At 45.5% G+C, this 24,362-nt stretch carries 17 protein-coding genes; 11 read left to right on the top strand and 6 right to left on the bottom strand.

What is annotated here, in order from left to right; all coding sequences use genetic code 11:
• Positions 1 to 65 precede the first annotated feature (65 nt).
• Together AC0L6N_RS20570 and arcA are read left to right on the top strand one after the other, a co-directional pair.
• Positions 66 to 1,709, top strand: coding sequence for a sensor histidine kinase (locus AC0L6N_RS20570; protein WP_473477325.1), 1,644 nt, complete (start codon positions 66 to 68; stop codon positions 1,707 to 1,709).
• A 216-nt stretch (positions 1,710 to 1,925) separates the two neighbouring features.
• Positions 1,926 to 2,633: a two-component system response regulator ArcA gene (arcA, locus tag AC0L6N_RS20575; protein WP_006993490.1), complete on the top strand. Its 708-nt coding sequence runs from the start codon at positions 1,926 to 1,928 to the stop codon at positions 2,631 to 2,633.
• Between the two features lie 67 nt (positions 2,634 to 2,700).
• Here arcA and AC0L6N_RS20580 read toward each other — a convergent pair whose 3' ends face one another.
• Complete coding sequence (locus AC0L6N_RS20580; RefSeq protein ID WP_473477327.1) at positions 2,701 to 3,204, bottom strand: FxsA family protein; 504 nt, start codon at positions 3,202 to 3,204, stop codon at positions 2,701 to 2,703.
• 261 nt (positions 3,205 to 3,465) lie between these two features.
• On the opposite strand from AC0L6N_RS20580, the gene AC0L6N_RS20585 reads away from it, so the two are divergent.
• Positions 3,466 to 5,244, top strand: a complete 1,779-nt coding sequence (locus AC0L6N_RS20585; protein ID WP_473477329.1) for a protein-disulfide reductase DsbD — start codon at positions 3,466 to 3,468, stop codon at positions 5,242 to 5,244.
• Between the two features lie 46 nt (positions 5,245 to 5,290).
• Positions 5,291 to 6,145 (top strand): alpha/beta hydrolase, encoded by an 855-nt coding sequence (locus tag AC0L6N_RS20590; RefSeq protein WP_473477330.1) that lies wholly within the window; start codon positions 5,291 to 5,293, stop codon positions 6,143 to 6,145.
• Positions 6,146 to 6,228: 83 nt separating this feature from the next.
• Here AC0L6N_RS20590 and upp read toward each other — a convergent pair whose 3' ends face one another.
• Both upp and AC0L6N_RS20600 read right to left on the bottom strand, forming a co-directional pair.
• Entirely contained in the window at positions 6,229 to 6,858 is a 630-nt protein-coding gene (upp, locus tag AC0L6N_RS20595; protein ID WP_473477331.1) for a uracil phosphoribosyltransferase, read from the bottom strand.
• Positions 6,859 to 6,883: 25 nt separating this feature from the next.
• The gene (locus AC0L6N_RS20600) at positions 6,884 to 7,483 is read right to left on the bottom strand and encodes an acyl carrier protein phosphodiesterase (RefSeq protein WP_473477333.1); all 600 of its coding nucleotides are present in this window, start codon (positions 7,481 to 7,483) and stop codon (positions 6,884 to 6,886) included.
• A gap of 214 nt (positions 7,484 to 7,697) precedes the next feature.
• Here AC0L6N_RS20600 and aroQ point away from each other — a divergent pair, with 214 nt between their 5' ends.
• From aroQ to accC, 3 genes are read left to right on the top strand one after another with little or no spacing between them, the layout of a single operon-like run.
• Positions 7,698 to 8,183, top strand: coding sequence for a type II 3-dehydroquinate dehydratase (gene aroQ / locus AC0L6N_RS20605; RefSeq protein WP_011573029.1), 486 nt, complete (start codon positions 7,698 to 7,700; stop codon positions 8,181 to 8,183).
• Between the two features lie 59 nt (positions 8,184 to 8,242).
• Positions 8,243 to 8,689 (top strand): acetyl-CoA carboxylase biotin carboxyl carrier protein, encoded by a 447-nt coding sequence (gene accB, locus AC0L6N_RS20610; RefSeq protein ID WP_011573030.1) that lies wholly within the window; start codon positions 8,243 to 8,245, stop codon positions 8,687 to 8,689.
• 14 nt (positions 8,690 to 8,703) lie between these two features.
• The gene (gene accC / locus AC0L6N_RS20615; protein WP_011573031.1) at positions 8,704 to 10,053 is read left to right on the top strand and encodes an acetyl-CoA carboxylase biotin carboxylase subunit; all 1,350 of its coding nucleotides are present in this window, start codon (positions 8,704 to 8,706) and stop codon (positions 10,051 to 10,053) included.
• A 65-nt stretch (positions 10,054 to 10,118) separates the two neighbouring features.
• On the opposite strand, the gene AC0L6N_RS20620 is transcribed toward accC, so the two are convergent.
• Positions 10,119 to 11,483, bottom strand: a complete 1,365-nt coding sequence (locus tag AC0L6N_RS20620) for an MATE family efflux transporter (protein ID WP_473477336.1) — start codon at positions 11,481 to 11,483, stop codon at positions 10,119 to 10,121.
• Between the two features lie 140 nt (positions 11,484 to 11,623).
• Here AC0L6N_RS20620 and prmA point away from each other — a divergent pair, with 140 nt between their 5' ends.
• On the top strand, positions 11,624 to 12,502 hold the full coding sequence (gene prmA, locus AC0L6N_RS20625; protein ID WP_473477338.1) for a 50S ribosomal protein L11 methyltransferase: 879 nt from the start codon (positions 11,624 to 11,626) through the stop codon (positions 12,500 to 12,502).
• A 23-nt stretch (positions 12,503 to 12,525) separates the two neighbouring features.
• On the opposite strand, the gene AC0L6N_RS20630 is transcribed toward prmA, so the two are convergent.
• Positions 12,526 to 13,038, bottom strand: a complete 513-nt coding sequence (locus AC0L6N_RS20630) for a winged helix-turn-helix transcriptional regulator (RefSeq protein ID WP_473477341.1) — start codon at positions 13,036 to 13,038, stop codon at positions 12,526 to 12,528.
• A 770-nt stretch (positions 13,039 to 13,808) separates the two neighbouring features.
• Between AC0L6N_RS20630 and AC0L6N_RS20635 the strand changes: the two genes are divergently transcribed.
• From AC0L6N_RS20635 to AC0L6N_RS20645, 3 genes are all read left to right on the top strand, one after another.
• On the top strand, positions 13,809 to 14,492 hold the full coding sequence (locus AC0L6N_RS20635) for a PEP-CTERM sorting domain-containing protein (protein ID WP_473477343.1): 684 nt from the start codon (positions 13,809 to 13,811) through the stop codon (positions 14,490 to 14,492).
• On the top strand, positions 14,489 to 21,544 hold the full coding sequence (locus tag AC0L6N_RS20640) for a family 16 glycosylhydrolase (RefSeq protein ID WP_473477345.1): 7,056 nt from the start codon (positions 14,489 to 14,491) through the stop codon (positions 21,542 to 21,544). Before AC0L6N_RS20635 ends, AC0L6N_RS20640 begins: the two co-directional genes overlap by 4 nt.
• A 283-nt stretch (positions 21,545 to 21,827) precedes the next feature.
• Positions 21,828 to 22,946, top strand: a complete 1,119-nt coding sequence (locus AC0L6N_RS20645; protein ID WP_473477348.1) for a nucleoside hydrolase — start codon at positions 21,828 to 21,830, stop codon at positions 22,944 to 22,946.
• 105 nt (positions 22,947 to 23,051) lie between these two features.
• Here AC0L6N_RS20645 and AC0L6N_RS20650 read toward each other — a convergent pair whose 3' ends face one another.
• Positions 23,052 to 24,323, bottom strand: coding sequence for a hypothetical protein (locus AC0L6N_RS20650; protein WP_473477349.1), 1,272 nt, complete (start codon positions 24,321 to 24,323; stop codon positions 23,052 to 23,054).
• Between the last annotated feature and the right edge of the window lie 39 nt (positions 24,324 to 24,362).

The following is a 24,362-nucleotide window of genomic DNA, read 5'->3' on the forward strand; positions in this document are numbered from 1 at the left end:
TTTCATTTTTCACTGGTTTAGCTCAATATGTTGCATAGACTCTGCTAAGGTTTCATTTTTAAAATATGCATGCTAAAAGTAATTTTTTGTCTATTAAGAGCCTAATTATTTGGGTTGTAATGGCGATTACCTCGTTAGCATTGCTTTTGGCAACCTGCATCAATTTATACGGTCAAATCAGCAGCTACCGTCTTCAACTCATCAACAACGTCAACATCTTTTCCGAGCTCATCAGCCGTAATGCGGTTGCCACAATCGAAGATGAGCTCAATTTCAATGAAGAGCGTAATCTCAGCACACTCAGTGCATCGGATATATTAGAAAATGTGCATATTTATCGCTTTGTGGAAGACGGTAAATTAGAATTTTTCGCCAGCTACAACAAAGACGGTGTCGCCCCTGTAAATGCCAAATTCGATCGTATTGAAGCATTATCTCAAGCGGCTATTGATGGCAGTACCGTTGAGGTGATACGTGAAATTAATCGCGATGATGGTCAGTTATTAGGTTATACCTATGTGCGCGCTTCAGCTGATGGCCTTGAGAGATTAATTTCTCGCTCAGTGGGTATAGCGGTGGGCGTGCTGCTTTTGTCATTACTACTGTGCTTCTTGCTCACCTTAAAGTTGCAGAACACGATCACCGCGCCGATCCGCAATTTAGCACACTTGGTGCAACGCATTTCTCGTCACAAAGATTATTCAGGCCGAGCTCAGCCGAGCAACATCAAAGAACTGGATATTCTCAGCGATGCATTTAATGCCATGATGCAGCGCACTCAAGAGCATCTGCAGCGGCAAAATGAGGCTGAAGAAGAGCACAGACGACTCAACAGTAGCCTCGAAGAAAAGGTCACTCAGCGTACGCTTGCTTTAAAAGAAGCAAACAACGAACTCATTCAAACCTTAGAGAAACTGCATCAATTTCAGCGTCAAATGGTGCAGAACGAGAAAATGGCTTCCCTTGGAGATATGGTGGCGGGGGTTGCTCACGAGGTAAACACACCTATTGGTCTTGGTGTGACTGCGTCAACGATGATGCTCGACCGCTTAGCGGGCATGCAGAAAGACTTTGAGAATAAAACGCTAAAAGCCAGTTCGTTATCCAAGTTTATCTCAGAAGGCCAAGAAAACCTCAATATCATCTATCGCAACTTAAATCGAGCGGCGGAGCTGATATCTAGCTTTAAGCAAGTTGCGGTAGACCAATCATCAGAGGTCGACAGGGTTTTCTCATTTTCAAAACTGATGGATGAAATTTTGTTATCCATGCGCCCAAAACTGAAAAGCATGAAGCACGTCATTCATGTCGAATGTCCTGAAAATTTATATATTGAGTCTAAAGCGGGCCCAATTAACCAGATTATGATCAACTTGATTATGAATTCCATTATTCACGGCTTTGAGAACAAAGACCAAGGCGAAATTAACATCAAAATCAGTTTGATTGCCGAGAAAAAAATCAGCGTAGTATTTTCAGATGATGGTGCGGGTATCCCCGAGTATTTACGTAAGCGTATTTTTGATCCCTTTGTCACCACCAAGCGTGGACAGGGCGGGAGTGGCTTAGGTATGCATCTGGTGTACAACTTAGTCACTCAAGCGCTAAATGGTTCAATAGCCTTAACCAGCGAAGAAGGGCAGGGGGTCGAGTTCACCATCTTGTTTCCGGTCAAAAAAGCCACCCAAACGTTGGCACACAAAAACTAATCAGCTATTTTGTGTTTGCAATTTTCATTTATATCCCCACATACTTTGCGTAGTGGAAAATATCTTCAATACAACGGATGTAGTCATTTTTCGGCATATTGTTTGTCGTGTTTGGCGGGTTGTTTGCATTAGCTAAAATTTAATCTAGATAAAACCCTGATTTTTAGATATTTTCTGATAAACTTTTATCCATATTTTTAACATGGTGTGAATACGATGCTGACGCCCAATATTTTGATTGTAGAAGATGAAGTTGTTACTAGAACAACCCTCAAGAGCCTGTTTGAAGCAGAAGGCTATAATGTGTTTGAAGCCGAAAACGGTAGCGAAATGCATGAGTTTTTTGAAAATCACGCAATAAATTTAGTGATCATGGACATTAACTTACCGGGTAAAAATGGTTTGATTTTGGCCCGTGAAGTACGTGATCGTAAAAATATCGGTCTAATCTTTTTAACCGGTCGCGATAACGATGTTGACCGTATATTAGGTCTTGAAATCGGCGCAGATGATTATTTAACTAAACCGTTTAACCCGCGTGAGTTGACCATCAGAGCCAGAAACTTATTAACGCGTACATTGAACAACGCAGAAGACGACGACTTGCCAAGTCGAGTTAGCTTTAACGGTTGGACACTAGATGGCGACAGCCGTAGTTTGATTTCTCCTAGTAAGAAGGAATTCAGACTACCACGCAGTGAATTCCGTGCGTTGCATTTATTCTTAAGCAACCCGGGCAAAATTTTAACTCGTGAACAGCTGATTATGGAAATGACAGGTCGTGAATTACGCCCGAATGACCGTACTGTTGATGTCACCATTCGTCGTATCCGTAAGCATTTCGAATCAGAAGTAAATGCTGACGAATTGATCGTGACTATTCACGGTGAAGGTTACCGTTTCTGCGGTACCGTTGACGTATAAGTCACAACAGCTCAAACACAAAAAAAAGCGGCTTAAGCCGCTTTTTTTATGTCTGTTACATGAGTATCTAGTCCGGTTTTTTAAGCCTTTCTGACTCAGGCTTAATTTCATCTTTGCGCTCGTATTCGCCTTCAATGATATCGTCGTTCGAGGATTGGCGACTGTCGAAGCCTTGTCTCGACTGCCCCGCAAAACCACCTTGTGCTTGATTAACCACTTGTACTGATAATTTTGCCAGCAACCCCTTAGCAATCAACGGTCGGGTCATAGGTAGGCAGAATAAAAAACCCAACGCGTCAGTGACAAAACCAGGCGTAACAAGCATGACACCTGCAATGACGAGTAATAAACCTTCGGCGACTTCTTGGCCCGGGATCGTGCCCTGTTGCATTTTTTGTTGTGCATGAATTAATGTACTGACGCCCTGTTGGCGAACCAAATACGAGCCTATCATAGCGGTGGCGACTACGATTGCGACTGTGTTCCAGCCGCCAATTTGCTCGCCTACACTGATCAAGAGTGATATCTCAACGATAGGCAGCAAAACAAACAATAAGAATAATTTACCCAAAACTGTCTCTTTAATTACTTTATGAATGAATATAATGGCGTCGAAAGGCCGATAACCAAGGGTAACAGTGTTACAAAGTATGGCAACTGCTCTTTGTTGAAGGTCTTAATGGTAAGCTTTGGAAGATGATGACATTTTTGAAAGACATCTATTACTAATTAGGTCTATATTGGCCTACCGTAGGGTCACTTAATATTGTATTAAGTATGTTACCTTATTTTATTTTTTAACTGTTGAACTGCAAAAAAGAAGTCGTTTTAAATGAAGTTAATAGCATCGTTTTCCATTTTTATGCTCATGTCCATTTGGTCATTCGCCAGCTTAGGCCAAAGCAATTCCTTCGATTCTTTGTTTAGCAATGAACCTGAGTTTCTAAAGGTGGATCAAGCTTTCGTGTTTGATTATGTGCAAAATGGTGACCAACTAGTCGTCACTTGGGACATTGCCGATGACTACTACCTTTATCAGCAACAATTCAAAGCCGTTTCGAAAAACGCCTCGTTAGGTGAGCCTATTTTTCCTACAGGAAAAATGAAAGAGGATGAATTTTTTGATGAGCCTCAAGAAGTTTATTACCACAAGGTCTCAGTCACCTATCCTATCCTACAGTCACAAGATGATTCTGCGGTTAAAATTCGCTACCAAGGCTGTGCAGAAGCGGGACTGTGTTACCCCCCAACAACGCAGGTCGTTTATCTAAATGCAGTCAATGCCAGTGATGATCTTTCTAATACCGACGAAGCTAGTGTTGAAAGTAGCGGCTCTGTCTCACAACAATTTGAGCTGGCGGATTTACTCACGGGCGACCAGAGCCTGATATGGGTGTTATTAATATTTCTAGCGTTAGGTGTGGGCCTAGCGTTTACGCCGTGTGTCTTCCCTATGTATCCGATCTTATCTGGCATAGTCATAGGTCAAGGGAAGAGTATCAGTACATCGCGAGCGTTCGTTCTATCCTTTGTTTACGTGCAAGGTATGGCGTTGACGTACTCTTTACTGGGGTTAGTTGTTGCATCGGCGGGCGTGCAGTTTCAAGCGGCGTTGCAGCATCCCATTATATTAGGTGCGTTGATCGTCGTTTTTGCACTGCTGGCGTTGGTGATGTTCGGTGCTTGGGAATTTCAGCTACCCTCAAGCTGGCAAGAAAAGCTCAATGGCGTGAGTAACCAACAGAAAAGTGGAAGTTACTTAGGCGTGCTTTTGATGGGGGCAATATCAGGGCTGGTTGCATCCCCGTGTACCACCGCGCCGTTAACCGGAATATTATTGTACATAGCGCAAACGAGCGATTTATTGCTGGGCTTCAGTGCACTTTATGCACTAAGTTTGGGCATGGGAATACCATTGATATTGTTTGGCATAACAGGCGGTAAATTACTGCCTAAAGCAGGTGCATGGATGAACATCATCAAAGTCACTTTTGGCTTCATGATGCTGGCCGTCGCGTTAATGTTTGTAGAGCGTTTAGTCAGCCATATGGCAACAGATATTTTGTGGTCGTTGTTAGGGCTAGTGACTTTTAGCTATTTTTATGTGATGAATCAAGCCAGTTCAGTGACCTTTGGTAAGGGTGTTCGCGCGCTAGTTATTTTTATCGGTTTGTTTGCGTCTGCCATGTATGGCTATCAGACTATTTTTGGCCAGACATTGTCTGTTGCCGGGCATACAGAACAAAGCCATCCTCGGTTTGAAGTGGTTAAAAACCTTGATGATTTTGAGCAAAAATTAGCTGCTGCCAACGCGCAAGGTAAAACCGTGATGGTCGATTTATACGCGGACTGGTGTGTTGCCTGTAAAGAGTTCGAAAAATACACCTTTCCTGATACGCAAGTGGTAGACGCGCTTAGTAACACTGTGTGGATGCAAATTGATTTAACCGATAACACGGCGACTAACATTGCATTTCAAGAGCATTTTTCAATTTTAGGCTTGCCGACTATCTTGTTCTTTGATCTGCAAGGTAAAGAGATTAGCGGCTCTCGGGTCACCGGATTTATGCAAGCGTCAGCGTTTGCCGCCCATGCAAAAAATATCTTATAACTCAGGTAGAGTCCATCAAACTCAAGGCATTAGAAGGATGAATCACATGTTAGCCCGCCGTTTTAATCGTTATATCGTGAGTATGTTGTTGTCCTTGATGTGTTTCGCGTCGAGCGCTGCTACTGCCGAAACAGAACGCGTTATTACTCTAGAAAATGACATGCAAGCCACCCATACTCAGGCGCGAGGTGAGGCAATTGCGAGTGTGTTACTCATTCATGGCTGGGCTGGCAACATGAATGAAGTGGGCGATATGTATAAGCGCTTAGCGGCGCAGCTGGCAGAGCAGCATATTGCCTCCCTTAGAATCAATATACGCGGCGAAAGTGAACGCGAAAAAAGCGGATATCGACTCACCAGTACTTTTTCGTCTCGGGTAACCGATGCTGAAACGGGGTTGATGTTTTTACGTCAGCAATATCCTGAAACTCCCACTGGTGTGATCGGTTTTAGTCTTGGGGGGTCGACTACCATAAGGCTTATGGGACTGCACCCTACAGATATTGACAGTGTCGTGCTGTGGTCAAGCGCGGGAGACCCAGCGCTGGTAGGGCAAAGCATCCTATCCACGGCACAAATGCGTGAAGTGCTTGATAACGGTGAAGTAAAAGTGCCTACATGGGAAACGCTAACCGTCACCAAAACGCATGTTTTGGGTATGATGGGGCACGACATTTATCAGAATATTAACGCTTATAGCGGGCCCCTGTTGTCCATTCGAGGCAGCGAAGACTACGTTAAACCTATTGAGAAAACCTTACTCCCATTAACCTCATCAGTACTTGCTGAAGCCCGTGTCATTCAAGGGGCGGATCATATATTCGATTCGTTTAACCCCGAAAGCCAATACGATGAGCGGGTGATAAAGCAGACGTTGGACTGGTTAATCGATACGCTCTAAGGCGTTATTCCACGGGGCAATGGCTAAGTACCATCTGCGCAATGTAATAACGCATTAGGGAAGGGGGCTATATAAGCTAGCGTTTATCGTGTACCGAATATTTTGTCTCCGGCATCACCTAAGCCTGGTAAAATGTAACCGTGCTCGTTGAGTTTGTCATCTACGGCTGCGGTATAAATGTCTACATCTGGGTGTTTGCTCACAACCGCTTCTATGCCTTCTGGTGCCGCGACCAGGAATAAGCCCATTATGTGTTGGCAACCTTTTTCTTTCAGTAAATCGATGGTCGCGATTAACGTACCGCCGGTGGCGAGCATAGGGTCAACTATTAGCGCAGTGCGCTCTTCCACATCTTTTACCACTTTGTCGAAATAAGCCACCGGCTGCAGCGTTTCTTCATCACGATACAAACCTACCACGCTGACCTTTGCATTTGGGATAAGCTGCATAACACCGTCTAACATGCCAAGACCGGCACGCAAAATAGGGACTATGGTGATTTTCTTGCCTTTGATCTTTTTGACTTTAATCGGCTCATCGTTCCAGCCGTTAATCTCAACAGTCTCGGTTTCTAACTCTCGGGTCGCTTCGTAGGTCAGCAGGTTACCCACTTCACTGGCAAGCTCTCTAAAATTTTTGCTGCTGATGCCAGCCTCGCGCATCAAACCTAATTTATGTTGCACTAAGGGGTGATTGATTTCTTTGACTGACACAAGGTACCTCGAATGTAGAATAGATTTATTTGATCAGTTTACTGACAAATAGCTCACTGTGCTTAAGTAAATCAGGATAAAAATGTAAAAAAGACTGTCTTAACTCACTGTCATTTTCGCTGATGTAGTCCATGGCTTGTTGAGCAAACTTAGTTGGACGACTGAAGCGTTTTTCAATGGTTTGCATAGCGCGCAAACAGGCGCTGAGGTTTTCATAGTCTGCTAACCATTGATGACTGATAAGCCCAGCCCTGACTCGGGCGAAATGAGGGCTGACCTTATAATTAAGCTGCTCTAAGTCTCGATAAAATTGTTTAAACAAGGTGTGCATAGGTAATTTAGGCGCCGAAAATTGTTGCCAATGCTGGATCAACAAGTGGTCAAAATACACATCAAGCGCAATGCCTGCATAACGTCGTATCGGTCTAGGGAAATCTCGTTTTAAAGCCACTACCCGGGGATGAGAGTCAGTGAAAGTGTCAATTTGGCGATGCAAGCGCACACCAAGTTGTATATTTAGGGGGAAGTCAGCCAAGGCACTGCCTTTTACAAAATCCCCCAAAAAATTACCAACCAAACTGGTTTGAGTGTGTTTAGCAAGATGTAAATGTGCAATGTAGTTCATGCTTGTATTTGAACGCGATACCGACTTGGGGTCAAATGGCTTATCAGTATACCTAGCACAGAGATTAAATACGTAAACTTGGGGGCAATCTTCGCTGATAAGACCAGTATTTTGCTGCTAATTTGTAAGTTAGCTCTATAATGACCTCAATTGAGTGCGATGAGTTGAAAATTTAAGCGAAATTAGTCGCTAATCGGATACTTATTTGCTAATAATGAAAGATAATTATCATTTTAACGAAGATAGCGGCGTATTCTTGAAAGTTTTATTAATTAATGGACCCAACCTCAATATGTTGGGCAAACGTGAACCCGAAGTTTATGGCTCACGTAGCCTACAAGATATTGTTAACACCTTAAATGTGCAAGCAAAAGGCATGGGGATCGAGTTAGATCATGTGCAATCAAATGCTGAGCACGAGTTAATCGATGCTATTCACAGCGCTTATCAAAAAGTCGACTTTATAATGATCAATCCTGGTGCCTTTACGCATACCAGCGTTGCCTTACGCGATGCTTTACTCAGTGTATCGATTCCTTTCATCGAAGTGCATTTATCCAATGTTCATGCTCGCGAACCTTTTCGCCATCACTCGTACTTATCAGACGTAGCAGTGGGGGTGATATGTGGTTTGGGTGAACAGGGTTATGCGTTTGCACTCAATGCAGCTCAACAACATGTAAATAACCAAACGAATTAGTTGCCGTGGTCGGTGTGCTACCGGTCGCTTATGTATACAAATCAAAAAGAGATAACATCATGGATATACGCAAAATTAAGAAACTCATCGAGTTAGTAGAAGAATCAGGTATTTCTGAGTTAGAAATTACTGAAGGTGAAGAATCTGTACGAATCCATCGTAGCGGCCAGCCGGCAGCGCAAGTACAGTACTCTGCCCCTATCCAACAAGCTGCACCTGTAGCAGCTGCTCCCGTCGTTGAAGCAGCACCTGCAGCCGTTGCTGAAACCAGTGGTCACCGTGTTAAGTCACCAATGGTCGGTACTTTCTACCGTTCATCTTCTCCAGGTTCAAAACCTTTTGCTGAAGTGGGCCAAAGCGTCAAAGTAGGCGACACTTTATGTATCATCGAAGCCATGAAAATGATGAATCAAATTGAGTCGGACAAAGCTGGCGTTATCAAAGAAATCCTAATCGACAACCAAGAGCCGGTTGAATTCGATCAGCCCCTATTCATCATTGAATAAGCAGGTTACTGAAAATGCTTGATAAAGTACTGATTGCCAATCGCGGTGAAATTGCGCTTCGCATCTTGCGTGCCTGTAAAGAGTTAGGCATCAAGACAGTCGCAGTGCACTCCACCGCAGATGAAAGTTTAAAGCACGTGCTTTTGGCTGACGAAACCATTTGTATCGGTAAGCCATCTGCAACCGAAAGTTACTTAAACATTCCGCGTATTATCGCAGCGGCAGAAGTCACTAACTCAGTGGCTATTCACCCTGGTTACGGCTTTTTAGCAGAGAATGCTGATTTTGCCGAAGCGGTTGAACGTAGCGGGTTTATTTTCATTGGACCAAAAGCTGAAACCATAAATTTGATGGGCGACAAAGTGTCGGCAATCAAATCGATGAAGGCGGCCGGTGTACCTTGTGTGCCTGGTTCTGATGGGCCATTAAATGATGATGAAGCGCGCAATAAAAAGTTAGCCCAAGGCATCGGTTATCCGATTATTGTTAAAGCCGCTGGTGGCGGTGGCGGCCGTGGTATGCGCGTTGTTCGCAGTGAAGAAGAGCTAATCGGTGCTATTGCAGCAACGAAAGGCGAAGCAGCCGCCGCGTTCAACAACGATGTGGTTTACATGGAGAAGTTCCTTGAAAATCCTCGCCACGTTGAAATTCAAATTTTGGCTGATGGTCAAGGTAGCGCAATTCATTTAGGTGAGCGTGACTGCTCTATGCAGCGTCGTCACCAAAAAGTGGTTGAAGAAGCGCCAGCGCCAGGCATTACTGAAGAAATGCGCGCCAAAATTGGTGCCCGTTGTTGCCAAGCATGTATCGATATCGGATACCGCGGAGCAGGTACGTTTGAATTCTTGTTCGAAAATGGTGAGTTTTATTTCATTGAAATGAACACCAGAATTCAGGTTGAGCATCCAGTATCGGAAATGATCACGGGTGTCGATTTGATCAAAGAGCAATTACGTATCGCGGACGGCCAAAAACTAACGATTTCTCAAGAGCAGATCCAAGTGCGTGGGCATGCGATTGAATGTCGTATTAATGCCGAAGATCCAGACACTTTCATACCAAGCCCAGGTAAAATTAATATGTTTCACCCACCTGGTGGCTTAGGTGTACGTTGGGATTCGCATATTTATGCGGGTTATTCCGTACCGCCTAACTATGACTCTATGATTGGTAAGTTGATTACATACGGTGAAACCCGTGAAGTGGCGATTGCTAGAATGCGCCACGCATTAGGCGAGCTGGTCATTGAAGGTATAAAAACCAATATTCCATTACAACAGCGTATTATGGCCGATGAAGCCTTTGCCGCTGGTGGTGCGAATATTCACTATCTTGAGAAGAAACTAGGCCTTGGTGGTCACTAGTTTAGGTCTTTCGAGACAAATCGAAAAAGAGTGCTTATGCACTCTTTTTTTTGGTCTGTATATGGTTAGCCTAGTGCGTCAGCCGTTTCTTTAGCTTGAATAAGGTTTAGCCTCCAAAGTGAATACCAACCTATTGCAATGCCTGATACAACATTAGCGACGGCGATACCAAAAAAGGCATAATCGATTTGCGCAAATGTGGCGCCAAGCCAAGACAAAGGGACATAAAATAACGCAGAGCGAACCACGTAAAACCCCAGCCCCACTTTAGCCTTGCCAATAGAGTTAAAGGCAGCAGCAGCTACAATTACGATACCGTAACCCCAAACACTCAAGGGAATAATGCGCAGATAACTCAACGCCTGGGTTGATACTTTGCCGTCGTCCGTAAAAGCACCGACAATAAACGGCCCGGTAAACCATAAAAACGCACTCAACATCAACGCCCATACAATACACACCCAATAGCTAATCTTGAGTCCATCAATAATGCGTTGAACTTTGCCCGCGCCCCAATTTTGCCCCGCCAATGGGCCAATAGCAGAAGACAAGGCAAGCATGGGTATCACCGCAAAAAACTCGATTCGTGTTGCCACGCCGAATGCAGCAACTGATTTCTCGCCAAACCACGCCACAATAGCGGTGACAATGGCGATAGATAAGGGATTGACCATATTACCCGCGGCGGCAGGCACAGCAATAGAGAGCAAGTAGCGCCACGAAGCCACTAGTTGCTCTTTGGAGGCAAGCTGAAAACTCAGTAGTTTTTCACGCATAATCAGTATGGCTAGTGATGCGAACAGAGTCAGTACTTGGGCCAGTAAAGTGCCGTAAGCTGCTCCTTCAATATTAAAGGCCGGAATAACGCCCCAACCAAAAATTAAGATAGGTGTGGCCACAATATTGACCAGCGCAGAGCCAATCATCATTAAGCTCGGCCAGAATGCATCCCCTACTGAACGGATCAAGGCGTTTGCAATCATGGGCACAACTAAGAATGGCACAGAGATAAACCAGATACGCATATAGCGCGCACCTAACTCCAACACTTGCCCTGTTGCACCTAATAAACCCAGTAACGGTTTCACGTATGTATAACCAAGAATAGCCACAAACATAACCACCAATATACCGAGTAATAAACTATCGGTAGACAAACGCTTGGCCTGTTCTTTGTCATTTGAGCCCACTGAGCGGGAGACCGCTGATGCCGCTCCAACCCCCAAGCCGATGGCTAAACTTGATATGCTCATAGTGATGGGAAAGCTGAATGACAAAGCGGCAAGGTGTTCGGTACCTAATTGGCTAACAAAATAGGTATCGATTAACGACACTGACAGCACCGCGATAATGCCAAAAATCATGGGTAAGGTGAGTTTCACTAATACCTGATGAACAGGTGGGACAGTTAAGTCGCGAGATGTAGGCAAGATAGCTCCCAAAAAATAAACACAGACAATAACAAGAACGCATTTATCTGCGCAAAAGTTCAACGTGATCAGCGAACGCGTTAGTTTACGCTAATTAACTAATGTTATACTGGCTTCTTTGCCATTAGATAAGACCTGCCATGCCTTGGATCCAACTCATCATCGACACTAAAGCCAAATACGCTGAGCAAGTGGGTGACATGCTAAGCGCTAACGGTGCCCAAGCGGTTACCTTTGTTGACGCCAAAGACACCCCTATGTACGAGCCCAAGCCAGGAGAGGTAATGTTATGGCCTGAAACGCAAGTCGTGGGCTTATACGAAGCGGATTATGATATGGACGGTGTCGTCGCCAGAATGAGTAAATCAAAGGTGCTAGGGGCAGATTTTCCTCACAAGCTTGACCAACTAGAAGACAAAGATTGGGAGCGAGAATGGATGGACAACTTTCATCCTATGCGGTTCGGTCAGCGCCTGTGGATTTGCCCAAGTTGGCGCGACGTGCCCGACCCAAGCGCGGTGAATGTTATGCTTGATCCGGGCCTCGCATTCGGCACGGGTACGCACCCAACAACCGCCTTGTGTTTACGTTGGTTAGATGCGCTAGAGTTAAGCGATAAATTAGTGGTCGATTTTGGCTGCGGCTCCGGAATACTGGGAATAGCGGCAATTAAGTTAGGCGCGAAGCGGGTGGTAGGCATCGATATTGACCCTCAAGCCCTACTGTCGAGCCAAACCAATGCCGATCGTAATCACATAGGCGACAAAATAGAGCTGTATTTGCCCGAGCATCAACCTGAATTAAAGGCTGATGTCGTGCTGGCGAATATACTCGCAGGACCACTTCGGGATTTACGTGAAGTGATCACTGCGTATTGTAAATCTGGTGGCAAATTGGTTTTATCTGGCATCTTGGCCGAACAGGCTCAAGGGATCAACGATTTATACAGTCAAGACTTTCACATGGAGCCGATTGAAATTGACGGTGAATGGGCGAGGGTATCAGGTAAGCGCAAATAGCGAAGCCTGCGGCTAAAAGGTTGTCACGAATTACCGGCGTAAATATCAAGTTTAATGCCGGTTTCTTCCCCTCTTTCCACTTTGTTTAAAATGCCTGGCCCTAACGCTCCTGAGGTATTATTCACATTCATGGCCTCCCCACATATCGAGCAAGCTACATGTGCTGTGCCAGCTTCGCCACAAGTCGTATGAAAATAATGAACAGGAGGGCCATCCAGATCTCCCTCCCACTTGTCTCCCCAATGGGCAATTGCCAGCATGATAGGGTAGAGGTCAAGGCCCTTCTCGGTAAGCTTATATTCAAAATGTTGTCTGTTTTCATCATATAAGTCTTTATACAGTACCCCTGAATCGACCAAACGATTGAGGCGGTCAGATAGGCGATGCTTGGTTATTCCTAATGATTTCTGCAATTCGGAAAACTTAGTGACTTTCCAAAAGATGTCTCTGAGGATAAGCAGTGTCCAGCGATCGCCGAATATCGCAGCTGAACGGGCGATAGAGCAAGATTGCTCGTTTATTTGGCTCCATTTCATAACGTAAATTCTTTTTCTTATTTTAATGACTGTGTTAATTCACAACATAGGTTGAAACGTTTGGCAAAAGAGGTGTTTGCACATCAGGTTTATTTGTCGTTCCGAATAAGAGCGGGCTGCAATTATTCCAAATACGTGTCGGTAACCCATGAACTAATTGACCGGAAAACACAGAAAAATCATTCTTTTTAACTTCAACGAGTTAACAGATTAACAGTAATTCCACTGACGAGAATGAAAATAATTGAAAAATTCCTTACTAAAATTTATCTAATTTAGACGCCATAAATATAACCGCTCTTTTTTCGGTAATTATTTTCAACGCAGTGTCGCGACTGCGCTGGGCGTCTTTTTTACCTCAATAAAATCGCTCAAATGCACATACTGAAATTACATAATGAGTTTGAAAATATATTTATGAAAGCGCTTTCATAAATGTATCTCTTTTGCTACTGTAAATGTATTGTTTCTTTGTTGTTAAGTTTTTGCTTGGGACTTAGCTACTCAAATAACGCTTTAATGTAATCAGAAATGAAAGCGCTTTCATTTCATTTGTTGCCGTATTAGAAGCTGATTTACCTTTGCTTATAAAACACAGAAATAAAAAGAAGAAACAAAAAGCAGTGATAAGAGAATTACGGGTTTGGGTTTTGTTGTGTGTTATTTGAGTGCGCTATTAGGCGTTCCTAGAGTTCGACCGACCTAATAGAAATACAGTCCAAAACAACGCCTTTTAAGGCTAAAACACAAGACACGTCCAGGAGAAACACATGAACAAAACCGTTAAACACATCGTATTAGCGAGTAGCATCCTGCTAGCCGCCCCGCAAGCAATGGCCAATATGCTAACGGGAGGAGACTTCGCCAACAATTGCAGTATTGCTGACTGGGACCAGTTCGGGAATGTAGGCATTAGCGGAGCGCCAGGCAATTGTGCAGCGACTTTAAGCGTTGACGATGTCATCGATTTTGAGACTGAATTGTCCCAAGGCCTATCCTTAAGCAGTGGAATAGACTACACGCTAAATGTAGATTTTAGTGTGGATACAACGATGAGTGACCCAATCTTGGATGATTGGTTCTCCATCAGCTTGCTTAATCAAGATTTTGAATTCATTGAGCTCTTCTCTACGGATATCTTATCGGCGCAAAGCTTCAGTGAATCCTTAACAATTGCCGCTTCTGATCTTGCCAGCTACGCAAATCAAGACTGGTCATTATCGTTTTATATGTTTGATGGTTTTGAAGCGGACAGCAATCAATCCACTGCATCCATTACATTTGCATCCTTAGATGCCGTAGTAACGGACGTGCCTGCGCCAGCGGGCTTTGCATTATTGCTTTTGGGCTTTGCAGGCTTGTTCACGCGTAAAGCGCTTGCTCGTTCCAACGGATGGCCTAGCCAAAAAGCGGCCGTGTCTTGGACTAACGTGAACGGTGGGATAAACCAATGAAAATTAGAAACGATATGGGCGGGGCACTGGGTGCCCTTTTGTTCTTTGCGTCTTGTACGGCATCCGCCCAGTGGAGCTCATTAGACAATACCATCAGTGTGTCTCAATCCAGCGCACGTTATATGCGCGCTGAAGGCGCATACGTAGTGCAGGTTAAAGCAACGAACAGTAGTGCACAAACTATCAGTGGTCCTTTTAGGGTACTCATTGAAAACGCCAGCTTGAACGTAAAAGACGCTGACGGACAAACAGACAATGGTGTGCCTTATTTCAATTTTCTGTTAGACGAAATAGCACCCGGTGCGACGGTATCGGTCAATGTAAGATTCGAATATGCGCGGCGCACCAGGCTCACATTCGAACTATCTATTCAAAGTAATGCCACGTTAGATGCTGATGGTGATGGCGTCAACGATGACGATGATTTATGCCCAACCACGCCTGAGGGAATAGCAGTTGATGAGACAGGCTGCCCGTTAATCGACAGTAACTCGGGTTGGACGCTAGTTTGGCGAGATGAATTTAGTGGCAACGTGATTGATGACACCAAGTGGACTCACGAAGTGAATTGCGATGGTGGTGGTAACAACGAGAAGCAGTGTTACACAGACAGCAGCGATAATGCCTATCTTGAAAATGGCGTTCTAAAAATCGTTGCTAAACCTGAATCGGATCAAGCACTACCGTACAGCTCAGCGCGCCTGATCAGCAAAGAAAAAGGCGATTGGACCTATGGCCGTTTTGAAATTCGCGCCAAAGCGCCATCAGGGCAAGGCGCATGGCCAGCGATTTGGATGTTACCTACCGACAACGTCTATGGCGGTTGGCCACATTCAGGTGAAATTGACATCTTTGAAGCGGTTAATCTGGGAGTGCCCTTTGACGACGGCCAAGGTTCTGTTGAAAAAAATGTGCATGGCACACTGCATTATGGCAAAAGTTGGCCGAATAATTCTTATACAGGGCAAAGCTATACCCTGCCGGATGGGGAAAACCCAGCGGATGATTTTCATGTGTACGCAGTTGAATGGCAAGAAGGCGAAATACGTTGGTATGTAGATGACGTATTGTACCAAACTCAATTGAAATCAGAGGTGAGCTATAACTCTGACGGTCAAGCAGATGGCTTAACGCATAAAGGCTGGTTTACCGAACAAGACGGCGAAATCCTATTAAACAACGCGCCGTTTGATGAGCGCTTCCACTTGTTGCTTAATTTCGCAGTAGGCGGGAGCTGGCCTGAAGCAGTGAATCAAGGCGGCATAAATGCCAGTGCTTTTGATGGGCAAAACAGCTTCGATGTGGATTACGTGCGTGTGTTTGAATGTTCGGTTTCGCCTAGTACGGGGGAAGGTTGTGCAACGGTAACAGACAACTACTTAGCGCCTAAATCTGAAGGGGGCACACTGATTAATGGTGCAGCCCCTGCGCCGACTGTGCCATCTGACGGCGTGGCAAGAGACCTAGTGATTTTCGAGGATGAAATGACCGCTGCTTGGCCTGCGTGGGACTGTTGTGGCGGTACTAACCCAAATGTTGTATTCGATGATGATAGTCAATCACAGGTTATTGAATTTACCGTGGGCGGCGCGCCAACCGTGTTGGGGTTTAATACCAATGAGGCGAGCAATCCGAGTCCATTTGATGCCTCACCTCTATATGAGACTGGCGTACTTGAGTTTGATTTAAAGCTTGTCACACCGCCAAACAATAGTGCTGCTGGCTGGAATGTGAAGGTAGAGCAGGGCAGTGCCGCCAGCGCAGCGCAAGTGAGTATCGCCACGCCAACTGAAACTTGGCAACATTATTCAATCCCGCTAAAAAACCTAAGTGACGCGGGTTTAAATTTGAACGGTATAGATATAGTGATGCTGTTTCCTGATTGGGGCCAAGGTGGAGGAGCAGTCTTCCGCGTTGATAATATCAGTATTTTGCAAACACCAAGTGATGATGCGAACAACGGTGAAGTGGAAAGCAACTTACCTGCATTTGATTTCGAACCAAATGGCTTAGGCGCCGCGCTGAACTGGAATGTGTTTGAAAATAGCGATAACCCACCACTGGAATTTGTACCTAACCCAGATACGTCAGGCATAAATAACTCATCAACCGTGGCTAAAATTACCGCGCGCGTTGCTGGTGCGCCTTGGGTAGGTACAGAGATTCAGCATGGCCAAATTAGCCCGTTCACGTTAGATGAAAGCAATAGCATCGTTAAAATGATGGTGTACAAGAGTGTTGTCAGCGACGTAGGCGTGAAGTTCGCAATTGCCAGTGGCGGCGCCCAAGGCGAAATAAAAGTGGCTAATACTAAGGTCAATGAATGGGAAGAACTCACCTTTGATTTCAGTGCTTATATTGGCTTAGTAGAAACCATCGATATCGATCAAGTGATCGTTTTCCCCGACTTTGATTTTTCTACTCGTGCACAAGACAACACAGTCTACTTCGACAACATCCGTTTCTTTGGTAGCACGGGCGACGACGGAAGTGATGGCGGCGACAACGGCAGTGGTGGCGGTGATGGCGGGCAAAATCCTACGCCCGATGGTGACTTGGTCGCTAATGGTGACTTCACTAGTGGCACTGACGGCTGGATAGGCGTAGTGAATGTTATCTCTGACAATGGCAATAATGTATTTATGGCTGATGTTGCGGTTGCAGGTAACCCTTGGGACGTAAATCTCAGTCAAGTAATGACCTTGGTACCAGATGAAACTTACGAGCTAACTTTCAAAGCGAAAGCATCTGTGGCGCGTAACATTATCGCTGGTTTAGGGCTAAATCACGATCCTTGGACGAATACCGTGCAAACCGCAGCGTTAACGGCCACTTGGCAAACGTTTACCTACACCTTAACCACCACGGGCTTTGGTGATGACAATAGTCGGGTGTTTTTCGACTTAGGTGCCCAAGTGGGTGCGGTTTACATCGATGATGTCAGTGTGGTGTTAAAAAATGAAATTGGTGGGGGTGACAATGGCGGAGGTTCGAGCAACCTTGCAACATTCGATTTTGAATCAACAGGATTTGGCGCTGGTTTAAGCTGGAACGTATTTGAGAATGACGATAATGCCCCCCTTGAGTTCGTTGCTAACCCCGATACCTCTGGTATTAACGATTCAAGTACCGTGGCGAAAATCACCGCAAAAGTTGCAGGTGCGCCATGGGTAGGCACAGAAATACAGCACGGGCAAATGACCCCATTCACTTTAGATGCAAGCAACAGCATCGTTAAAATGATGGTGTACAAGACTGTTGTCAGTGATGTGGGTGTTAAGTTCGCGATTGCTAATGGCGGCGCCCAAGGCGAGATAAAAGTCGCCAATACGAAAATAAACCAATGGGAAGAGCTCACCTTTGATTTTACTGGTTATATAGGATTATTTGAAACCATAGATATCGACCAAATCATTATCTTCCCTGATTTTGATTTCGATACCCGTGCGCAAAACAACATTGTGTATTTCGATAATATTCGCTTCACCAATGGTGACGATGTGAGTGCGCCTGAAGGCTGGAATTTAGTCTGGAGTGACGAGTTCAGTGGTACATCCATAGATCAAAGTAAGTGGACCCACGAAGTGAATTGCGACGGTGGCGGCAACAATGAGAAGCAATGCTATACCGCAAACAGCGACAACTCTTTTGTAGAAGATGGCCTGCTAAACATAGTGGCCAAGGCCGAGTCTAACCAAGCATTGCCATACAGTTCAGCTCGTTTAATCTCTAAAAACCAAGGTGACTGGAGATACGGCCGCTTTGAAATTCGGGCTAAGGCTCCATCTGGCCAAGGGGCATGGCCTGCTATTTGGATGCTACCTACCGACAATATTTACGGTGGTTGGCCGCACTCGGGTGAAATCGATATTTTCGAGGCGGTTAATTTAGGCGTGCCATTAAATGACGGTACAGATAACGTCGAATCGAATGTTCACGGTACACTTCACTATGGTCAAAGTTGGCCAAATAACGATAACTCAGGCCAAAGCTACTTGTTGCCAAATGGCGCAAACCCGGCGGATGATTTCCATATTTATGCCTTAGAATGGGAAGAGGGCGAAATGCGTTGGTACGTGGATGGCGTGCTTTACGAAACACAGCGTAAATCAACACTCAGCTATAACAGCAACGGTGTTGCGAATGGTTTGGCTCATCGAGGTTGGTACACCGAGCAAAGTGGCGAAACGTTATGGAACAACGCCCCTTTTGACGAGCGTTTTCATTTATTGCTCAACTTTGCAGTCGGTGGTGCTTGGCCAGAAGTGGTCAACCAAGGCGGAGTAGATGCCTCAGCATTTGATGGTACCAATCGCTTCGTTATTGATTATGTGCGGGTTTACGAATGTGCTAATTCGCCTAGCAACGGCCTAGGCTGTGCCACTGTGAATGATGGTTACGCTGAGTCAGTTGAAAATGGCGGAACATTAATAACCGGCGCTGCGCCCATTCCTGTACCCGAGTCTGACGGCATCGCGCGGGACTTGCTGATCTTCGCTGATGTTATTAACCCTCAATGGCCAGCATGGGACTGTTGCGGTGGTTCAACCCCGAGTGTTGTTTTTGATGATGCAGCCCAATCACAAGTGATTGAATTTACGGTGGGGGCAACGCCAACGGTACTTGGTTTTAACACAAACTTTGCTGATGCCCCTAGCCCATTTGATGCATCGCCCATTGAAGCAAATGGCACCTTGGAGTTTGACCTCAAACTAGTCACCCCAAGTGCTAATACATCTGCCTCGTGGAACTTAAAAGTAGAGCAGGGCGGCGCGACCACGGAGGCAGTTGTGACCCTAGCAACACCCACAGCTCAGTGGCAGCACTACACTATTGACATTGCAGCGCTAAAACAGGCCGGTCTTGGCCTGAACGGAATCGATGTAGTGATGATATTCCCTGATTGGGGAGAAGGAGAAGGAGCAGTCTTCCGTGTCGACAACATGCAATTTTTGCAAGGCGAAGACGATAGTACAGGCGGAGGTGACGACGGAGACGGTGGCGATAACGGCAACGGCGGTGGCACGGACCCAATCGTGGGTGATGAGATCGTCGCAAACGGCTCTTTTGAAAACGGCGGCGAAGGCTGGACTGGTGATGTAAGCGTGGTGGAAGATACAACTTCTGCTGACGGCAATCATGTGTTTCAAGCCGATATTGCGATGGCTGGCAACCCATGGGATGTCAACCTAAGTCAGGTAATGACCTTGACTTCAGGCGCTACTTACACGGTGACTTTCAAAGCCAAAGCGTCAAAAGTACGCGATATGTTAGTCGGACTTGGCTTAAACCACGATCCGTGGACCAATGTCACTGAAACCGTTGGGCTGACCACTGATTGGCAGAGCTATACCTACACGTTAACCACTCATGGTTTCGGTGATGACAATAGCAGAGTGTTCTTCGACCTTGGTGCTGACACTGGCGTAGTGCAAATCGATGACGTCAGTGTGGTGCAAGTCGCACCAGCAGGTGGTGGCGACGGTGAACCAGTTACTGAGCAAGCGTTCGTGTTGATTTCGTCAACTCAAGCAACCGATATCGACTTTGTGCCAAGCACAGTCGGTGAGTGGAGCACAGGTACCACGATTCAGAGCGACGTGATGTTTGATGGCTTGCTTGGCTGGGAATTAACCTCTAGCTCAAATTCACCAGAGCAAGGCAACTGGGGCACAGTGCTCGCCTTTCAAAACGGTATTAACGGCGACTTTAGCTTGTTCAATCGTATTGAGTTGAAGTTGGCTACCACAGGCAATTTTGCTGGTGGCTATAAGGTTGCTATATCGGCCAATGGCGTGAGCAAAGAAATCGCGCTACCGGTCAATGAATCAATAAGTACCTGGCAGAGTTTGGCCTTTAATACTGCTGACATTCCACTGAATATGTCCAAGGTCGATTGGATTGCCGTATATGGCATTGGTGGTGAAGCGGGCGTGTCACAAATCTATGTGACTGACTTTTCGTTGATAAAAAACGCAGCGCTTGAGTTTGATACAAGTACTGAGAACGACTTCGTGTTCATCTCATCGGATGCAGCTGTAAGCAGTGACTTGATTGTCGATAACGATAATTTTAGCGACATAGGTAATGTCATATTTGGTGAGTGGAGCACAGGCACCGCGATATCAAATACTCAATACGCTGGTCTGAATGGACTTCGTTTGGCTGCTGGTGGGTCTTGGGGTGCGGTATTGGCTTTGCAAGGCGATATTTCTGATGGCGTGAATATCGATAACTACGACGTTGATTTCAGTCAGTACACAAACCTGCGCTTTAAAGCAGCGTCACAAGGTGCGTTTGAGCGATATGCCGTGTCTATCGTGTCTAAAATCGGTGATGGTGAATCAGTCCAAGAAGTAGGGTTTGCGCTATCAAGCCAAGCTGATTGGAACAATATCGATATTGACCTTGGCATGTATGGAGTGGATTTAGCTAATATTAGCCAAATTGCGGTCTTTGGTGTGTATCAAGGAGGCTCAGCGAGCCAAAGCTTGTACATTACCGACCTTGTGATGTACGACACAGGTAAAGTCGCTACCAATAGCAAAGACAGCTCGGATGACAAGTTTGTATTCTTCTCATCAACGGGCGAAACCAGCGATATGGTGTTTGACGGTGACAACTCTGCTCATAACGGCAATATGACTATAAGCGAGTGGTCTACCGGGACGAGCTTTACCCCTGACGTGATGTATAACGGGCTAAGCGCATTTCAGTTAGTGCGCGGCTCGGGCAGTTGGGGCGCGGTACTGGCCTTAATGGGGGATACTTACGGTGATGTGCAGCAGTACAGCATTGATGTTGCGCAGTATCAGACGCTCAACTTCAAAATTGCTGCCCAAGGTGGATTCTCTGAGTACACCTTAGACTTTATCGTGGATGGGGCTGAACATAAAATCCCACTTACGGTGAACGGCAACTGGAATGATGTGACCATTAACTTAGCGGATGTACCGTTAAACCTGTCTAAGCTGACCCAAATCGCCATTTTCGGGGTTGGCGGAGGTCAAGGTCACAGCATTTACATTACTGACATGAACCTTAGCAAGTAGCAAAAGCAACTGGACCACAGGTTAAGTGTGCTTAACCTGTGGTTTGGTTTTTTTATGCGCAATTTACAACAATTTTTATACGCTATTTGCAATAGTGTGCAGACGCAATAAGAAGTGTATTTACCTAATGGTGCAATGTTTGATGCGGTGGTGCAGATAAGCACGTTGATGAATTGTTATATAGGTTGTAAAGCCCTGAATTTAAAGGCTTGTTTATAAAGAGAAATGTGGTGTTGTTTTTGCTACATTTGCGCTCCTTTTATAATTTGTTATTGGTATTGAGATGTTTCAAGGTTTTTCCCGCTTATCTAATGCTTCACTGCTCTTCGTATTTTCTATTTTTTGTTCCACTGCATCTGCTGAAAAAGTCATTTATGATACCGACATGGGGATCGACGATTGGTCGGCCATGCTGGTGGTAGCGAATCACCCAGAGATTGAATTGCTCGGAGTGACATCAAATGGGGTAGGGGAAGGTCACTGCGCTGATAATATGGTGAATATTCCGGGCTTGTTGGCGCTGTCAAATTCGCCAGATGTGCCCTTTGCGTGTGGTGATGATTTCCCGATGGATGGTTACTATGCCTTTCCGGCCCCGTGGCGGCAACAAGCGGATACCCTGTCAGGGGTGCCTGTGCCCAAAACCAACCGTAAGCCAACAGAGCTTGATGCTGTTGATTTGATTCATCAGCTGCTTAGCCAGCAAAATGAGCAAGTAGTATTACTCAGTGCTGGTAGCTTAACGAATATCGCCCAGTGGCTGCAGAAATACCCGCAAGATATACCCAAAGTTTCGCGCTTAGTGATGATGGGGGGCGGTTTCGATGCCCCAGGCAATATTATTGTGCCTGGCTTTACGGGGGATCACCCCAACAAAAAAGCTGAGTGGAACATATATGTAGATGCGGTGGCGGCAGATATCGTATTTACATCTGATTTAGCGGTAGAAGTAGTCGGGCTCGATTTAACCAATCAGGTCATGGTGACCCCAGAATACGCCAAGCGTTTTAAGTCACAGGTTAAAACCCAAGCAGCAGAGTTTTGGGATAAAGTATTAGACGACAACGACTGGTTTATCGAATCGGATGAGTATTACTTTTGGGACGTGTTAGCCGCACTCGTGGTGGTTGAACCTGAGCTATGCCAAGGCGAAATGCAGTCGGTATGGGTTGAATATACCAAGGTGGCCGCTGGGGATAAATGGGTAGATACCAGCATGCCAGACGTCACTGAAGCCGGTCTACCTCGCTCTCATTACGACCCCGCTACATTTGGTATTACCCGCATTGGCGGTGACAATCCAAAAGTGAAAATATGCCGCCACACCCAGCCACAAAGAGCGTTCGATGCGTTGATTGAAATACTTAATATTGAAAAGCAATCAGGCAACAAGGCCATCTGATGCGCTAGTACGTTCAAAGCCGTTAGCCGGTTCGCTCAAGCTAACGGTCTTTGCTTGCTTTACTCGCTTATCTATTCGATTAATGACTGAATCAGCCTGGCTTAGTTAAGCAAAGTCAGGAATATCCTTAGCAAGTTTCTTGGCTAATGGCAGGGATATAGACACCGAACTTAGGGTATTTTTGCGGCTTAGGTCCAGCGGTTGAGCGCTCGCTTGTTTTTTAAAAAAACCTTTGTCTCTGAGTTTAAATACCCGAGTGACAGTAGGCAGTAAACTATTTTCAGCCAGCCACAGCAGACCCGCTGTTACAGGGCCTCCTGCCACCAAACCAAGGCCTAAAAAGCCAATACTTAAGGCCACTTTTTTTATGCCCCCGTCTGGCTCGTCGCTTTCGAAATGCTCAGACAAGGCTCTTGAATATTTGATTGAAACCTCTTCAACCAGCTTGGCATTGGCTTGGCCGGCAAAAAACTGCTCCATGATATCTTGATATTCCTTTTGAACACCCGCGACGTCACTAAATGGGTCGACCAACTCTTTCCATAATTGTGGGCGATCAAAGCGTAGTTTCTGCGGTATTTGAATAGAAGGAATATCTACCAGTTCAGACTCAGTTGGTTGACCGAGTTGAATGAGATCAGCAAATGCACGGCTATAGCGGGTCTCGACCAAAATTTTCCGCTCACTAAACTGAGAGCTTAAACACACAGCAAAGTTGTAATGATAAGCTTCGGTGGCCAAACCCATTAACTCATTTATCTTTACCTTGGCATCAGGCGCATCACCCAAAATACTCAAACACGCTTGCTCCCAGCGGGTGCGCGTCGCTTCTTTGTCGGTTTTGTTTTTCGATGTGTATAAATCAAATACCCGCTGAAAGTCATCGTTAGACACAGCCGTCATGCCGAGGTCTTCAACCTGTAAATCGCGGCTGCGCCCAAGCATATTGTCAAAACCGTGGCTAATGTGTTTCTTAGGCCAAGAGATGAAGTTCTCGATACGTTGTAACCCCGGCTCCCACTGCTTTAGCATTGTGTGTAGTGCAGGCCAGTCGGCACTCTTTTGTAGGGCCTGAAAACTTTCTACGCCTTGGGCTGACATTTTCTCGGCCACGTCTAACAATGAGCCACTACGGGACATAATTTGTACAAAGTTTGCTTCGATTAAGGCTTTTAATGGGGAAGAACTAGGGTTAAGCAAAGCGTGGCGAGCAAAAGGATGATTTAGCAAGTAACCATCGTTAATAATGACTTTTTCACCCAATAGGGCCTTACGGATCAACATCTGGTTAAACTGCTGCTGACCCATTTCCATATTCCAAGGGTAACGTTGCACCACATCATCAAGGGTGCCCAAATAAGTTAATGCCTGTTGCAAACCAAACCTGCCAAATCAAAGAGTAAAGGTGTACTGAGT

This window comes from Paraglaciecola sp. G1-13, from assembly GCF_055809255.1.

Excerpts from the sequence above, each read along its gene's own strand:
- accC (WP_011573031.1), top strand. The coding sequence starts at position 8,704 with ATGCTTGATAAAGTACTGATTGCCAATCGCGGTGAAATTGCGCTTCGC.
- AC0L6N_RS20635 (WP_473477343.1), top strand. The coding sequence starts at position 13,809 with ATGAACAAAACCGTTAAACACATCGTATTAGCGAGTAGCATCCTGCTA.
- AC0L6N_RS20585 (WP_473477329.1), top strand. The coding sequence starts at position 3,466 with ATGAAGTTAATAGCATCGTTTTCCATTTTTATGCTCATGTCCATTTGG.
- AC0L6N_RS20640 (WP_473477345.1), top strand. The coding sequence starts at position 14,489 with ATGAAAATTAGAAACGATATGGGCGGGGCACTGGGTGCCCTTTTGTTC.
- AC0L6N_RS20570 (WP_473477325.1), top strand. The coding sequence starts at position 66 with ATGCATGCTAAAAGTAATTTTTTGTCTATTAAGAGCCTAATTATTTGG.
- aroQ (WP_011573029.1), top strand. The coding sequence starts at position 7,698 with ATGAAAGATAATTATCATTTTAACGAAGATAGCGGCGTATTCTTGAAA.
- arcA (WP_006993490.1), top strand. The coding sequence starts at position 1,926 with ATGCTGACGCCCAATATTTTGATTGTAGAAGATGAAGTTGTTACTAGA.
- prmA (WP_473477338.1), top strand. The coding sequence starts at position 11,624 with ATGCCTTGGATCCAACTCATCATCGACACTAAAGCCAAATACGCTGAG.
- AC0L6N_RS20645 (WP_473477348.1), top strand. The coding sequence starts at position 21,828 with ATGTTTCAAGGTTTTTCCCGCTTATCTAATGCTTCACTGCTCTTCGTA.
- accB (WP_011573030.1), top strand. The coding sequence starts at position 8,243 with ATGGATATACGCAAAATTAAGAAACTCATCGAGTTAGTAGAAGAATCA.
- AC0L6N_RS20600 (WP_473477333.1), bottom strand. The coding sequence starts at position 7,483 with ATGAACTACATTGCACATTTACATCTTGCTAAACACACTCAAACCAGT.
- AC0L6N_RS20590 (WP_473477330.1), top strand. The coding sequence starts at position 5,291 with ATGTTAGCCCGCCGTTTTAATCGTTATATCGTGAGTATGTTGTTGTCC.
- AC0L6N_RS20630 (WP_473477341.1), bottom strand. The coding sequence starts at position 13,038 with ATGAAATGGAGCCAAATAAACGAGCAATCTTGCTCTATCGCCCGTTCA.